The sequence below is a fragment of the Microbacterium sp. ARD31 genome, assembly GCF_031844425.1.
This window is the reverse complement of record NZ_JAUZVE010000002.1, coordinates 33,625-48,223: the sequence shown is the minus strand read 5'-3', so window position 1 is coordinate 48,223 and position 14,599 is coordinate 33,625. Positions and strand designations below refer to the sequence as shown.

The window sequence follows — 14,599 nt, the reverse complement described above, 5'->3', positions numbered from 1 at the left end:
GGCTACACTGTTCCCTCATGAGCACCCCCCTCGACAGCCCCGATCAGGGCGGCCTGGCCACCCTCGACCGAGAGCTCGAAGAGCTCATCCGCGAAGAGAACATCGAGCCCGGAGACCACGAGCGCTTCTCGCACTACGTCAAGAAAGAGAAGATCCTCGAGTCGGCGATCACCGGCAAGCCGGTCAGGGCACTGTGCGGCAAGAAGTGGACGCCCGGGCGCGATCCCGAGAAGTTCCCCGTCTGTCCGACGTGCAAGGAGATCTACCAGTCCCTGGTGTGATCACCCGGGCCGTCTGAGGTCTCGCCCGTGCGACGTCAGTCGGCGTCGCGGAAGACGGTGGGGATGGCCGGGTCCGAGCGGCTGAGCGCGAGCGCCCGCACCGGGAGCTCTTCGCGGACGCGCGCGTGGTGCTCTCGCGCGGCCCGGACGCCGGCGGGTCCCTCCGCCGCGGCATCCGGTTCGCCGTCGACGATGAGCGGAACCTGCAGCGCACGCGCCTCCGGGAGCTCTGCCGCCGAAGCGAGCTCCTCGAACCCGTCCGAGACGATCACGAGTTCACTCGAGGCGGTGCCGTGCTCGAGCGTGCGGAAGGCGGCCTTGCGGCCCCCTGTCGAGGCCTTGTCGGTGGACGCCTTCGCGACCCCGACCCAGCCGCCGTCCGCGCCCTGCCGTGCGACGAGCTTGTAGACCATGCCCGCCGTGGGCGAGCCCGATCCGGTGACGACGGAGGTCCCCACGCCGTACGCGTCCACGGGCGAGGCGGCCAGGGCGGCGATGGCGAACTCGTCCAGATCGCTCGTGACCGTGATGCGGGTGTCGACGGCTCCGAGCTCGTCGAGCTGACGACGGACCTCGGCCGCGACGGTCGGCAGGTCGCCGGAGTCGATCCGCACGCCGCCCAGTAATGTCCCGGCCACGCGCACCGCCGTCTCGACGCCGGTGCTGATGTCGTATGTGTCCACCAGCAGCGTCGTGCCGGCGCCGAGCGCGGCGACCTGGGCGCGGAAGGCATCCTCTTCGCTGTCGTGCAGCAAGGTCCAGGAGTGCGCGGCCGTGCCCATCGTCGGGATTCCCCACGTACGACCCGCCTCGAGATTGCTCGTGGCGGTGAAGCCGGCGATGAAGGCGGCGCGCGCCGCGGCCACCGCAGAGGCCTCGCCGGCGCGTCGCGAGCCCATCTCGGACAGCGGGCGTTCCCCGGCAGCGATGCTCATGCGCGCGGCCGCGGTGGCGACCGCGGAGTCGTGGTTGAGCACGCTGAGGGCGAGCGTTTCGAGGACGACCGCCTCGGCGAAGGTGCCCTCGACCGTCAGGATCGGCGAACCGGGGAAGTACAGCTCGCCCTCGCGGTAGCCGGTGATCGAGCCGGTGAAGCGGTAGCCCTCGAGGAAATCCAGGGTGGGGGCGTCCACCACCTTCTGGTCGCGCAGGAATCGCAGTTCGTCGTCGCCGAAACGGAACTCGCGCAGCAGCTGCAGCAGGCGCCCGGTGCCGGCGACCACGCCGAAGCGCCGCGCGCCCGGCAGACGGCGGCCGAACAGCTCGAACACGCAGCGTCGGTGCGCCGTGCCATCGCGCAGGGCGGCGTCGAGCATCGTCAGCTCGTAGCGATCGGTCAGCAGGGCCGTGCTCGGCGAGGTCATGCCGAAAGCCTAGCCAGGCCGTGGCGTAGGCTCGATCATCGTGACTTCCGGGCAGGCTCGGGGCGGCGGCGACGCCCCCATCGGCATCTTCGACTCGGGCGTCGGCGGACTCACCGTGGCGCGCGCGGTGTCGGCGATGCTCCCGCGCGAATCGATCCTCTACATCGGCGACACCGCCCGCTCTCCGTACGGGCCGAAGCCCATCGCCGACGTCCGCCGCTACGCGCTCGAAGTGCTCGACACGCTCGTGGACGAGGGCGTGAAGATGCTGGTCATCGCGTGCAACACCGCGTCGGCGGCGATGCTCCGCGACGCGCGCGAACGCTATGACGTGCCGGTGGTCGAAGTCATCGGACCCGCGGTGCGCACCGCGATGTCGACCACGCGCAACGGCCGCATCGGGGTCATCGGCACCGAGGGCACCATCGGATCCGGCGCCTATCAGGACATGCTCGAGGTGAACGAGCGGCTGACGGTCTTCGCCCGCGCCTGCCCGCGGTTCGTGGAGTTCGTCGAGCGCGGGGTCACCGACACCCCCGAGGTGCTCGCCGTGGCGGAGGAGTACCTCGCCCCCCTTCGTGACGCCGGCGTCGACACGCTCGTGCTGGGCTGCACGCACTACCCCTTCCTCGAAGGCGCCATCAGCTACGTGATGGGTCCCGACGTCAGCCTCGTGTCCAGCGACACCGAGACGGCCAAGGACGTCTACCGCCAGCTGGTGTCCCGCGACCTGCTCGCCGGACACGGGGCCGTCCCCACCCACGTGTACGAGGCCACGGGCGCATCCGCCGACGACTTCCTCGACCTCGCCCATCGCCTCATGGGACGCGAGGTCAGCACCGTCCGCCTGGTGCAGACCGGCGCCATCGACCTTCCCCGCTGAGCACCCGCTTCTTCCGACAGGAGAGACATGTCCGAGATCACCCGCGCCGACGGGCGCGCCACCGACGACCTGCGCACCATCACGATCGAGCGGGGATGGAGCGCCCACGCCGAGGGGTCGGCGCTCGTGTCGTTCGGGGGGACCAAGGTGCTGTGCACGGCATCCTTCACCAACGGTGTGCCGCGCTGGCTGACCGGCAAGGGCAAGGGCTGGGTCACGGCCGAGTATGCGATGCTCCCGCGCGCCACCAACTCCCGCAACGACCGCGAGAGCGTGAAGGGCCGCATCGGCGGCAGGACGCACGAGATCTCGCGCCTGATCGGACGCGCGCTGCGCGCGGTCGTGGACACGAAGGCGCTCGGCGAGAACACGATCGTGATCGACTGCGACGTGCTGCAGGCCGACGGCGGCACCCGCACCGCGGCGATCACCGGCGCGTACGTCGCCCTCGCCGACGCTGTCGAGTGGGGTCGGAGGAAGAAGTTCATCGGGCAGAAGTCCGAGGTGCTCTTCGACTCGGTGGCCGCCGTCTCGGTGGGCATCATCGACGGCGAGCCCATGCTCGACCTGGCCTACGTCGAGGACGTGCGCGCCGAGACCGACATGAACATCGTCGTCACCGGCCGCGGGCTGTTCGTCGAGGTGCAGGGCACCGCCGAGGGCGCGCCGTTCGACAAGCGCGAACTCGACGCGCTGCTCGAGCTCGGCGTCGCCGGATGCGCGTCGCTGCGTGAGCACCAGCTGGCAGCCCTCGCGGCCACGGGGGAGTGAACATGGCAGCGGCGGACGCGGCAGCGTCGGGCGAGCTCCGCCAGGTCGTCCTCGCAACCCACAACCCCCACAAGGTGACGGAGTTCCAGGCCATCGTCGCCGCGACGCGGCCCGACCTGCAGGTCGTGGCGTACGACGGGCCCGAACCCGTCGAGGACGGCATCACCTTCGCCGAGAACGCGCTCATCAAGGCGCGCGCCGCCGCCGCGCACACGGGTCTTCCGGCGCTCGCCGACGACTCCGGCATATGCGTGGACGTGCTGGGCGGGTCGCCCGGTGTCTTCTCGGCCTACTGGGCCGGGCACGCGAAGGACGCCGCGGCGAATCTCACGCTGCTGCTCGATCAGCTCTCGGATGTCGGCGACGGGCTCCGCACCGCGCAGTTCGTCTCGACGATCGCGCTCGTCGTGCCCGGCGACGCGTCGCGCGAGGAGGTCGTGGAGGGCGTGTGGCCCGGCCGCCTGGCCACCGCGCCCGCAGGCGCAGGCGGGTTCGGCTACGACCCGATCTTCATCCCCGACGCCCAGCCCGACGGTGCGGCGCGCACGGTCGCGGAGTTCTCGGCGGCCGAGAAGAACGCCCTCTCCCATCGGGCGCGCGCGTTCGAGGCGCTGACGCCGCTGCTGGAGCGGCTGTAGGTCCTACCCTGGTCGCATGCACGACCACGCATCGCCGGGCATCCGCGGCGCCGACAACCGGCGCCTGCTGAGCGTGTCGCTCGCCATCACCGCGGTGGTGATGGTCGTGCAGGTCGTCGGTGCGGTGCTGTCGGGGTCGCTGGCACTGCTGGCCGACGCCGCCCACATGTTCACCGATGCCGCAGCGCTCGTGGTCGCCCTGGTCGCCAGCGTCGTGGCAGCCCGCCCCGCGACCGAGCGGTCGACGTTCGGGTACCAGCGCGCGGAGGTGCTGGGGGCGCTCGTCAACGCGATCGTCCTCATCGCCCTGTCGGTCTGGGTGGCGACCGAGGGAGTCCGGCGGCTGCTCGGGCCGGCCGAGACGGACGTGGCCGGCGGACTGATGCTCGCCGTGGCGATCATCGGACTTCTCGCCAACGCCGCCGCCATGTGGCTGCTGAGCGGGGCGCAGCGCCGCAGCATGAACGTCCGCGGCGCCTACCTGGAGGTGATGGGCGACCTCCTCGGCTCCGTCGCGGTGATCGTGGCGGCGGTCGTCATCATCGCGACCGGATGGGTGCAGGCGGACGCCGTGGCATCGCTCCTCATCGCCGCGATGATCGTGCCTCGAGCGGTCTCGCTGCTGCGCGAGGTCGTCTCGGTCCTGACCGAGTCCGCGCCCCAGGGCACCCACGTCCGTGAGATCCGCGAGCACATCCTCGCCACCCCGGGCGTCGTCGACGCGCACGACATCCACGTGTGGCAGCTCACCCGCGGCGCCCCGGTGTTCACCGCCCACGTCGTCGTGGACGACGCGGCCCTGGCCGACGGGTGCGCGCCCGGCATCCTGAGTCGTCTCCAGGGATGCCTGTCCGACCACTTCGACGTCGAGCACTCCACGTTCCAGCTCGAGCCGGCCGGACACGTCGAGCACGACGCGCACGCCTGAGTCCCCGGCGGCTCAGGACTCGCGACGGACCTCGGCCGGCGACTTGTCGGGGCGCAGCCCCCGCCAGCGGGCGTGCCGCAGGATGCCGCCGGGGGTGAACTCCGCGAACTCGACCTCGCCCACGAGGTCGGGCCTCACCCAGAGCGCGTCGCGGGCATCCGCGGCCGGGACCCCCTGCACCGTCGTCGCATCGACACGAAGCGGAGTCAGCTGCCGCAGCAGTGCGGCGAGGGCGCGATCGCTGAAGCCCGAGCCCACCCGTCCGGCGTAGCGCAGCCCGTCCTCGTCCGGGACCGCGAGCAGCAGCGAGCCGAACGTGCCGGCACGGCCTCCCTTGCCCGGCCGGATGCCGGCGATGACGACCTCCTGCGTGCGGGTGTGTTTGACCTTGAGCCACGACTCGGAGCGTGTCCCGCGGCGATAGCGGGATGCGGGGTCCTTGACGACGACGCCCTCCAGCCGGAGGCGTTCACTGGCGTCCAGGGCGGCATCCACGTCGTCGAACACCGGCGGCACCGAGATGGGCGCAGCGGCACCGGCGGCGACCTGCTCCAGCCGTCGGCGCCGATCTCGCAGCGGCATCGAGGTCACGTCGGATCCGCCCGCCGACAGCACATCGAACAGGTAGTACCGCACCGGGATGCGCCGAGCCTCGCGCGTGATCTCCGCGGGCCGCTCGAGGTTCATGCGGGATTGCAGCAGGGAGAAGCTCGGCCGGCCGTCGGGCTCGAGCGCGACCAGCTCGCCGTCGACGATGGCCGGATGGTCGCCGAATCCGGCGTCGATGTCGGTGAGCTCGGGGTAGCGGTGGGTGACCTCGTTGCCGCTTCGGGCGTAGAGCCGGAGCCGAGCGCCGTCCCACACGCCGAGCGCGCGGATGCCGTCCCACTTCCCCTCGACCCATGCGTCCGACTCGGCATCGGACGCGCTCCAGCGCGCGGCGGCGCGACGGGCCTCGGCCGGGGTGGCCGTGGTGGCGAGCATCGGTCGCAGCTCCGGGGGCGAGAACGCCGTGGGCGAGGGCGAGGGCGAGGGCGCGGCGGGCGAGGGCGCGGCGGGCGGTTCGGGCGTATCGCGGTCGGCTTGGGGGCTCGGCTCCACCGGGTCGCCGTCGGCCTGCGGCCGGCCCGCGGCATCCGTCTTCATCCGGTGCAGGAGCCACGAGGACTTCTCGCCCTCGCCCTCCGTGCGGATGAGCGCCACCCGCACGCGCCCGAGCGGTCCGCCCGGACGCCCCTCGAGCGTCACGATGACTTCGTCGTCGCGCCACTTCTCCAGGTCGTAGCGTCCGTCGTCCCAGATGGTCACGGTGCCGCCGCCGTACTCGCCGGCCGGGATCGTGCCCTCGAACGAGGCGTAGTCCATGGGGTGGTCCTCGGTCATGATCGCGAGGCTGTTGCGCGTGGTGGTGTGCGGCACACCGCGCGGGACGGCCCAGCTCACCAGGACCCCGTCGTGCTCGAGCCGGAAGTCCCAGTGCAGACGCGAGGCGTGATGCTCCTGGATGACGAAGATCGGCTTCTCGTGGTGAGGTGATGCGCCCAGCGGGTTCGCGGGCACCGGCTCGGGGGTCCGCGCCGCGGATCGCTTGGCGATGTAGGCGGCGAGGGGGCCCGCCTCGGCTTCCCGTGCCCCGGCGTGGAAGCCCAGTGCCGCCATGGGGTCGCCCTCGGGCGATCGCTGGAGAACCTCCTCGAAGCTGAGGTGCCGAAGGTCGGGGTCGTCGAGCTCGGCCCACTCTCGCGGCGCGGCGACGGTGGGGTGCGTGCGTCCGCGCAGCGAGTACGGCGCGATCGTGGTCTTGGCGCCGTTGTTCTGACTCCAGTCGATGAGCACCCGGCCCTCGCGCTCGGTCTTCTTCATCGAGCTGACGACGAGGTCGGGGTGGTCGCCCTCGATGGCGCGGGCGAGCTCTTTCGCCACAGCCGAGGCCTGCTCGGTCGTGTGCCCGGGTGGCAGGGCGGCGTACAGGTGGATGCCCTTGCTTCCGCTGGTCACCGGGTAGGGCTCCAGGCCCATGCCGGTGAGGATCGTGCGGGCCCAGCCTGCGACGACCGCGCACTCGGCGAGACCGGTGCCCGGGCCGGGGTCGAGATCGAGCACGAGCCGGTCGGCGAAGCCGCGCTCGCCCTCCGGGGTGAACCGCCACTGCGGGACGTGGAGTTCCAGGCTGGCCACCTGCGCCAGGTACACGAGGGTCGGGACGTCCGCCACCAGCGGGTAGTGCTTCGTGCCGCTGGAGTGGGGGATCGGCATCCGCGTCACCCACGACGGCGCGCCCGCCTCGAGGTCCTTCGCGAAGAAGACCGGCTCGGGATGCTCGTCGGTCCCCACGCCCTCGACCCACCGCTTGCGCGTCACGGGCCGCCCGATGACATGGGGGATGAGCAGCGGCGCGATGCGGGTGTAGTAGTCGATCACCTCGCCCTTGGTGGTGCCCGTCTCGGGATACATGACCTTGTCGAGGTTGGTCACGCGCAGGCGTCTGCCGCTGATGCTGACGAGGTGCTCGGCCGCACCCTTCCCCCGTGTCTGGGCCATCGGTCCATCCTGCCGTGCCGGCGGCTCGAACGGCACGGGGTAGCCGCAACCGGTGTGACAGGTGTTCACTGGTGTGATGAGGGCGATCTGGAAGGGCGCGCTGACGTTCGGGCTCGTGAACGTCCCGGTCAAGGTGTACTCCGCGACCGAGGACCACGACGTTCCGCTGCATCAGGTGCACAGCACGGACGGCGGCCGCATCCGCTACCAGCGGATCTGCGAGATCGACGGCGAGGTGGTGCCGTACAGCGACATCGACCGCGCCTACGACGACGGCGAGAAGACCGTGGTGCTCACGAAGGACGACCTCGCGTCGCTGCCGTCCGAGCGCAGTCGCGAGATCGACGTGGTGGAGTTCGTGCCGAGCGAGCAGGTCGATCTGCTCACCCTCGACAAGGCCTACTATCTCGAGCCCGATTCCGCGTCGCCCAAGGCCTACGTGCTGCTGCGCAAGACGCTGGAGCAGACCGACCGCACCGCCATCGTCCGCTTCTCGCTGCGGCAGAAGACGCGGCTGGCGGCCCTCCGCGTCCGCGGCGACGTCCTGGTGCTGCAGACGCTCCTGTGGGCGGACGAGGTGCGCGAGGCGGCCTTCCCGTCGCTCGACGAGCCGGTGCGGATCTCGGCGAAGGAACTCGAGTTGTCGGCATCCCTCGTCGAGAGCTTCGCGAGCGATTTCGACCCGTCCGACTTCGCCGACGAGTATCAGGAGGAGCTTCGCACCCTGATCGACGCGAAGCTCGAGAAGGGCGATGCGCTCGACACGACCGAGACGTTCGGCGACCGCGACGAGGAGGAGTCCGGCGGCGAGGTCATCGACCTCATGGCCGCGCTCCGCGCAAGTGTCGAGCGATCGCGTGCGGCTCGGGAAGGGTCCGCGGGGGCGGCATCCGCGTCATCGGGCGGCGATCAGGCGGGCGGGAAGGCGACCGCGTCGGGCAGCGGCACAGCGAAGAAGACACCGGCGAAGAAGGCGCCGGCGAAAGCACCCGCCAAGAAGGATGCCGCGGCCAAGGACGCTGCGGCCAAGGATGCTGCGAAGACGCCGGCGGTGAAGAAGAAGACCGCCAAGGCTTCCTGATCGCCTCTGCTCCGTCGTTCGGCCGCGCGGTGCGGGGATCGCTCAGGCGTCGTCGCGGCGGTGCGGGTCCCGGTCGGAACCGTGCTCGAGCACCTCGGGGTCGAGCACGAGTTCGCGCGCCTCATCGGCGTCGGTGACGACGTCCTCGCCGGCGGCCTCGGCCTTGCGTGCCTTGTTGCGCTCGGCGAAGTAGTGCCAGACCACGAAGACGATGGTGCCGGCCACTGCGGCGAGCAGGATGACGTCGATGTACTCCGTGACGAGGTCGCCGACGCCCGGGATGAAGCCGATCCCGTAGCCGATCATGGTCAGGCCGAAGCCCCAGATGACCGCGCCGATGAAGTTGTACAGGCTGTAGCGGTGCCACGGCATGTGGCCCACTCCGGCGGCGACCGGGGCGAACGTGCGCACGATGGGGACGAAGCGGGCGAGGATGATCGTGAGCCCGCCGTAGCGCTCGAAGAAGGCGTTCGTGCGCTCGACGTTCCGGCGGCTGAACACGCCGGACTCCTTGCGCTCGAAGACCGCCGGCCCTCCCTTGTGCCCGATGAGGTAGCCGACTTCACCGCCAACGAAAGCGGAGAGGCCGATCAGGAGCGCGACGACCCACGCGCTGACACCGAACACGCCGTTCGGTGCGACCTCGCTCGGGTGGGACAGCAGGCCCGCCATGATCAGCAGCGTGTCGCCGGGCAGCAGGAAGCCAACGAGGAGGCCCGTCTCGGCGAACACGATGAAGCAGACCACCAGGAGCGCCCACGGGCCGGCGGTGGCGATGATCGCGGCGGGATCGAGCCAGGGGATGAGGGCGATGGACTGCAAGAGGCGGTTCCCGTCGATCGTTGGCGGTCGGTGCTGAGGGATGCCGGGCACGAGGCGACGACACGTGCGGAAGGTGGGACTTGAACCCACACGCCCGAAGGCACAGGAACCTAAATCCTGCGTGTCTGCCGATTTCACCACTCCCGCGAGTGGGTTCAGTCTACTGAGGGCGTGGGAGCCTGTGGATAAGTTCGGGGCCCCCTCCGAGCCTCTTGCGAGGATGCTCGGGTGACTCCTCCCGCCGCTCCCGTCGCCGTGGCCGCGGCCGCCGTCGCCGAGCGGGTGCGCGAGCGCCTGCGGGCAGAGCGCGCAGACCCCTCCCGCGATCCCGAGCTGGCCGCGCACATCGCGCGGGACGAGGTGCGTCGCCACAACGACTACGCCCTGGCGAGGGGACTGGCGCCGGTCGACGACGAGTCGGCGTGCGTGCGGGAGGTCCTCGCATCGGTCGCGGGATACGGTCCGCTGCAGGCCTACCTCGACGACCCGTCGGTCGAGGAGAACTGTACACAACGCCGAGCTCTTGTCTGGTGTCCATGAGCGATGTCAGGATCACCATCGCGGCGGGTGTGGCTATTCACTGCGGCGCGACACGACTCTGATTCGAGTGGCGCTCGTCGGGAAACGGTCGTCTCGGTAGTGTCGATCCGGGAAGCTTATGGTCGTCTGCCGCTGTCAGGGCCTGACACTACTTTCTGGACCTGAGGAGAGACATGACGGATGCCTCAACGGCTGCCATACATCAGGCGCTGTGTTACTTCGCCGATTCGCTGCACGAGAAACTCGGCACTGCGGGCGCCGGAGACGTTTGGGCTGAGGACCAGCTCAAGGGGCCCGCGGAGGTGCTATTCAAAGCGGTGGGACTCGCGCTAAATAAGGTGACTGTCGTGCGAACCGAGGCACCTCAGCCAGCGAGCGGGTCGGGCGTCGTAGGAGAGTCTGCGCCGAGCCTCGCTAACGGAGCCGAAGACGGTGCGACCGAGGCGGAAGAGGCAGGCGGCAGTCGCGTTGACGCTGCGGTCTACGTCGGTCCGAGCGTGGCGGCGACGCTACTGACCGGCCACATCGAGTTGAAGGCACCTGGCAAATCCGCTGACCCAAGGCGGCTGACCTCGAAGGCCGACAAACTTCAGTGGAAAAAGTTCCAGAAGTTGCCCAACCTGATCTATACCAACGGTCGCGAATGGACCTTGCAACGCACAGGAAAACAGCTCGGGGCGATGCTCAAGTTCTCGGGTGACCCAGTTGCTCTGGGCGCAGCCGCCGTCACGGTCGACGATGCGGTGCGCTTCGAGACCTTCGCACGCCAATTCCTGAGCTGGCAGCCGATTGTGCCTCACTCGTCGCGCCAGATCGCGGAGTTGCTTGCGCCGCTGTGTCGACTGTTGCGGGCGGAGGCATTGGAGGCACTCAAGCGCAAAGACTCGGCTTTGACGAGTCTCGCTACAGAGGTAAGGAAGTACCTCTTCCCCAACGCAACCAATGAGGTCGTGGCGGATGCTTACGCGCAGACATTCACTTACGCCCTCCTGATTGCTCGATTCGAAGGCGCGGACCCACTAACGGTTGATACCGCCGAGCAAGCGCTCCAGGCGCAGTACGGGCTCCTGGGGGAAGTGTTACATCTCCTTGACGGTCCTGCGGCACGGAAGGAGGTCGCGACATCCACCGAGACACTCGAACGTGTGATCGCGCAGATCAAGCCGAGCGAGATCGTCACTACCCATGGATCGAATCCGTGGCTGTATTTCTATGAGGAGTTCTTGGCCGCGTATGATCCCGCGCTTCGCAAGCAGGTGGGCGCCTATTACACGCCGGTCGACGTCGTACATGCGCAGACCGCGTTCGTCCGGGGGATCCTCACCGAGAAACTCGGGAAGACCGGAGCGTTTGCGGATCCTGACGTAGTGACGCTCGACCCGGCAGTCGGGACTGGGACCTACCCGCTCGGGATTCTGCAATCCGTGGTCGACTCGGTTCCCGAACACGCGTCGGGTTCTATCCCTGATCAGCTTCGTCGCGCCGTCAATAATCTGTTTGGGATCGAGTACCTGATCGGACCTTACTCGGTCGCTCACTTGCGACTTTCTCGATATCTTGCAGATCACGGTGTGGAATCAAGTGAAAAGCATCCATTAAACATCCTGCTCGCGGACACACTCGCTTCTCACGAGAGCACCGGGCCCGAGATGCTGCCGGGAGTGTTCGGATACGAAGAGATTCTGCAAGAACGCGAGACAGCCCGGGAACTCAAGGTCGATACGCGCGTTGTCGTATGTCTGGGCAATCCGCCATACCTCCGCGGTCGAAAGGCGGGGACTGGTGGATGGATCACCATGCGTCGGACTCCGATCAAGGGTGACAAAGTACGGGATCCCTTCACGCGGCGGATGGTTGCGGATCGAGGCGAGCAGGGAATCATCAAGGACTTTCTGAATCCTGCAATCGCGGCTGGCAGGGGCGGCGACCTGAAGAATCTCTACAACGCCTATGTGTACTTCTGGCGGTGGGCGCTCTGGAAGGTCTTTGAGCAGGAAATCCCTGATCCCGCGCTCGAGGCGACGCCTTCGAGAGCAGGCGTGATCAGCTTCATCACGGCGGCCTCGTATCTGCGCGGCCCGGGGTTTGTTGGCATGCGTCAGCACATGCGATCGACTCTCGATGAGATTTGGATCGTGGACCTAGGCGGGGACAATAAGGGCGGTCGTAAGACGGAGAACGTGTTCTCCATCGAGACTCCGGTAGCGATCCTCACCGGTGTCCGCTATGGCGACCCGCAACCCGACACCCCTGCGACGGTTCACTACGTGTCGCTCGCTGACTTGAGTGCGAAGGAGAAGCGCTCGAGGCTCGGCGCTGTCACGGGTCTCACTGACCCTTCGCTTGCCTGGGTGGACGTGATGTCCGGCTGGCAGGACCCGTTCCTCCCAATCACAGACGAGGAATACCTCACTTGGCCCGCGCTCACGAACGTTTTTCCATGGCAGTCGAGCGGTGCGCAGATAAAGCGGAGCTGGCCAATCGGCGAAACAAGACAGGTCCTGGAGGCCCGCTGGAGTGAACTCACGGCGAGTCTGCCGCTGGACTTGGCGACACCGAGTCCGGCGAAGGACAAGGTCCTTCGAGACAAGAGGCGAGCGACGCTGCTTCACGAGAGCCGCGATCGAAAAGCTACCGGCAAGTACACCGACCTCTTCGATGGCTCCGAGCTGCAAGTCTTAACCGAAGTCGCGCCGGGGACTCAACCGGAGGTGCGACCCTACGCCTTCCGGGCTTTCGACGAACAGTTCGTCATCGCGGACAATCGGGTCGCCGATTACCTGCGACCCTCGCTGTGGAGGGCACACAGCGCCGATCAGCGGTACATCACAAGCATGCTCACGGAGGTGATAGGTCGCGGTCCAGCGGCGGTAGCTGCGCGGGCGGTTCCCGACCTGCACTACTTCCGCGGGTCGTTCGGCGGCCGACACGTGATTCCGCTCTGGCGCGACGCGCAGGCGACCCAAGCCAACGTGACAGCTGGCCTACTCGACCAGCTTTCGCTTGCCTATGGAGCGGAGGTTACGGGCCCGGAGCTCTTTGCTTATGCCTACGGGCTACTCGGGACGAGTGCGTACGTCGACACGTTCTGGGATCCGTTGACGCTGCCGGGGCCGCGGCTACCAATCACCAAAGACGGCACGCTGTTCGAGCGGGTGCGCAAGCATGGGCAAGCCCTGCTCGACTTGCACACAGACCGTCTGTACAACCTAGACGTCCTTCACACTCGGGAACCGGGGCGAGCACGCTATGTCCGCCCGATCCCCGACGGCAGCTATCCCGAGTCCTTCTCCTACGATGCCGTTACCGAGACGCTGTCCGTCGGGGACGGCATCTACGACCGTGTCTCGCACGCGGTGTGGGACTTTTCAGTGTCTGGGTTTCGAGTGGTCGATTCGTGGCTCGGGTACAGGCTCAAGCGCCGCGCGGGAAAGTCCAGTAGCGACCTGGACGGGATCCGTCCGGCAAGCTGGCCGGACGAGGGGGGGCATCAACTTCTGCGGTTGCTCTGGGCTCTGGAGATGACCGTGGTTGCGGACGCCGACGGCGGGGCCCTGCTGGCCGAAGTCCTCGATTCCGACTTGTACTCGGCCGCCGACCTGCCGATGCCGGCCGAGGCCGAGCGGCGACCGCCTGGCGCGGTGGATGAGCCGGACGACGAGGACGACGAGGACGACGAGGACGACGAGGACGACGAGGACGACGAGGAGGAGGGGGAAGACGGTTTGGGGTAAAACCGAGGTCATGCGCATTTGCCGAGAGAAGCTATGCCGCCCCGGGTCGTGGCTAGTCCCGACCGGTTGAAGCTCCCCATGAGCCGATCCGCTGTGCGCCGAGCTGGCCGAACCAACGGGGAACATTGGAGGAGATATGGCATTCAGCGTCGAGAGTCGCTATCCCGAGAAGCCTGTAGTCAGGCATGGTTTCTTCGAGACCCAGGAGGATGCGAAGGTGGCCGTTCTGCAGGCTGACAGGAAGCCGATCGCAGCGGCGATTTACATGGGCTCTGTTACCAGCGGGGGAGCGCTCTACGCGGTCTACGACGAGGAAAACGGTTGGGTTGACGTTGACCGAGTGACGCAGCCGCGCTGGTGGAGTCGTGTTTCCAACGATGTGCACGAATGGGTGTTGAACAACCCGGCTGCGCCGCTCGCTCCGTGGATTGCATCGGCGATCACGGACGCGGCCGGCGGGCTCATGAACCTTCCTGGCGACGGGAGTAAACCGACAGGTAACCTGCTCGAGACTCAGGACGAGGAGTGGGTCCGTTTCCAACGGGTGCTGCGCCTCCTCGAATATTGACAAAAGGCCCGCCCCCTTGCGCCGGAGTAGCGACGCGAAGAGAGCGGGCCTGTGCCGCTGCCGTCCAAGGAGGCGGGAGTGGGCGACGGTTGCGCGTCGCGCCGGGTCCTACGCCGGCCACGCGCTCACCTCGCCGGGTCCTTACGCCGCAGGTGCTCACGCCACGCGAGTCAGGAGAACTCGCCGCGTGCTCTCGCCGCGCTTGAATGCCGCAAGCCGCGAGCACTCTGCGCCCGTTCTGATGCGGGCACAGAGGAGCTATCGGGATACGCCGCGCGGGATGCCTTGGGCATCGCGGAGGCATGAGAGCACGACGCCGTACGCGCGCTGAGCCACGGCGGCGGCGCCTTGCTGGCGTGCTACGCCGGCCAGGCGCAGTCGCGCGCGCTGGTGTACGTGGTTGGCGGTCTCATCGTCCAGAGCGAGGAGCTCAGAGAGCAACGGGTCA

General features: G+C 68.3%; 12 protein-coding genes and 1 tRNA gene. 9 read left to right on the top strand and 4 right to left on the bottom strand.

Features of this window, described 5'->3' with window-relative positions; translation table 11 throughout:
• The first annotated feature begins 17 nt into the window (after positions 1-17).
• Positions 18-281: a DUF3039 domain-containing protein gene (locus Q9S36_RS06960; protein WP_251450221.1), complete on the top strand. Its 264-nt coding sequence runs from the start codon at positions 18-20 to the stop codon at positions 279-281.
• A gap of 35 nt (positions 282-316) precedes the next feature.
• Here the strand turns inward: Q9S36_RS06960 and Q9S36_RS06955 are convergent, their stop codons facing one another.
• On the bottom strand, positions 317-1,645 hold the full coding sequence (locus Q9S36_RS06955; RefSeq protein WP_311284497.1) for a nicotinate phosphoribosyltransferase: 1,329 nt from the start codon (positions 1,643-1,645) through the stop codon (positions 317-319).
• 40 nt (positions 1,646-1,685) lie between these two features.
• On the opposite strand from Q9S36_RS06955, the gene murI reads away from it, so the two are divergent.
• Genes murI through Q9S36_RS06935 form a run of 4 tightly spaced genes read left to right on the top strand, consistent with a single transcriptional unit; the run spans position 1,686 to position 4,865 of the window.
• Entirely contained in the window at positions 1,686-2,528 is an 843-nt protein-coding gene (gene murI / locus Q9S36_RS06950; RefSeq protein WP_251450217.1) for a glutamate racemase, read from the top strand.
• A 27-nt stretch (positions 2,529-2,555) separates the two neighbouring features.
• On the top strand, positions 2,556-3,299 hold the full coding sequence (rph, locus tag Q9S36_RS06945) for a ribonuclease PH (protein WP_311284496.1): 744 nt from the start codon (positions 2,556-2,558) through the stop codon (positions 3,297-3,299).
• Positions 3,300-3,301: 2 nt separating this feature from the next.
• Complete coding sequence (gene rdgB / locus Q9S36_RS06940; RefSeq protein ID WP_311284495.1) at positions 3,302-3,937, top strand: RdgB/HAM1 family non-canonical purine NTP pyrophosphatase; 636 nt, start codon at positions 3,302-3,304, stop codon at positions 3,935-3,937.
• Positions 3,938-3,953: 16 nt separating this feature from the next.
• A complete protein-coding gene (locus Q9S36_RS06935; protein ID WP_311284494.1) occupies positions 3,954-4,865 on the top strand; it encodes a cation diffusion facilitator family transporter in 912 nt (303 codons plus the stop codon).
• 12 nt (positions 4,866-4,877) lie between these two features.
• Here the strand turns inward: Q9S36_RS06935 and Q9S36_RS06930 are convergent, their stop codons facing one another.
• Complete coding sequence (locus tag Q9S36_RS06930) at positions 4,878-7,406, bottom strand: ATP-dependent DNA ligase (RefSeq protein WP_311284493.1); 2,529 nt, start codon at positions 7,404-7,406, stop codon at positions 4,878-4,880.
• A 76-nt stretch (positions 7,407-7,482) separates the two neighbouring features.
• Between Q9S36_RS06930 and Q9S36_RS06925 the strand changes: the two genes are divergently transcribed.
• Entirely contained in the window at positions 7,483-8,487 is a 1,005-nt protein-coding gene (locus Q9S36_RS06925; protein ID WP_311284492.1) for a Ku protein, read from the top strand.
• 42 nt (positions 8,488-8,529) lie between these two features.
• On the opposite strand, the gene Q9S36_RS06920 is transcribed toward Q9S36_RS06925, so the two are convergent.
• The gene (locus Q9S36_RS06920) at positions 8,530-9,309 is read right to left on the bottom strand and encodes a DedA family protein (RefSeq protein ID WP_251450204.1); all 780 of its coding nucleotides are present in this window, start codon (positions 9,307-9,309) and stop codon (positions 8,530-8,532) included.
• 65 nt (positions 9,310-9,374) lie between these two features.
• Positions 9,375-9,456, bottom strand: a tRNA-Leu gene (locus Q9S36_RS06915).
• Positions 9,457-9,537: 81 nt separating this feature from the next.
• Between Q9S36_RS06915 and Q9S36_RS06910 the strand changes: the two genes are divergently transcribed.
• From Q9S36_RS06910 to Q9S36_RS06900, 3 genes are all read left to right on the top strand, one after another.
• Positions 9,538-9,849: a hypothetical protein gene (locus Q9S36_RS06910; RefSeq protein WP_311284491.1), complete on the top strand. Its 312-nt coding sequence runs from the start codon at positions 9,538-9,540 to the stop codon at positions 9,847-9,849.
• A 173-nt stretch (positions 9,850-10,022) separates the two neighbouring features.
• Positions 10,023-13,583 carry a type ISP restriction/modification enzyme gene (locus tag Q9S36_RS06905; protein WP_311284490.1) on the top strand — a complete coding sequence of 1,187 codons (3,561 nt, stop codon included), beginning with the start codon at positions 10,023-10,025 and terminating at the stop codon, positions 13,581-13,583.
• A gap of 136 nt (positions 13,584-13,719) precedes the next feature.
• Positions 13,720-14,151 (top strand): hypothetical protein, encoded by a 432-nt coding sequence (locus tag Q9S36_RS06900; RefSeq protein WP_311284489.1) that lies wholly within the window; start codon positions 13,720-13,722, stop codon positions 14,149-14,151.
• Positions 14,152-14,599 lie beyond the last annotated feature (448 nt).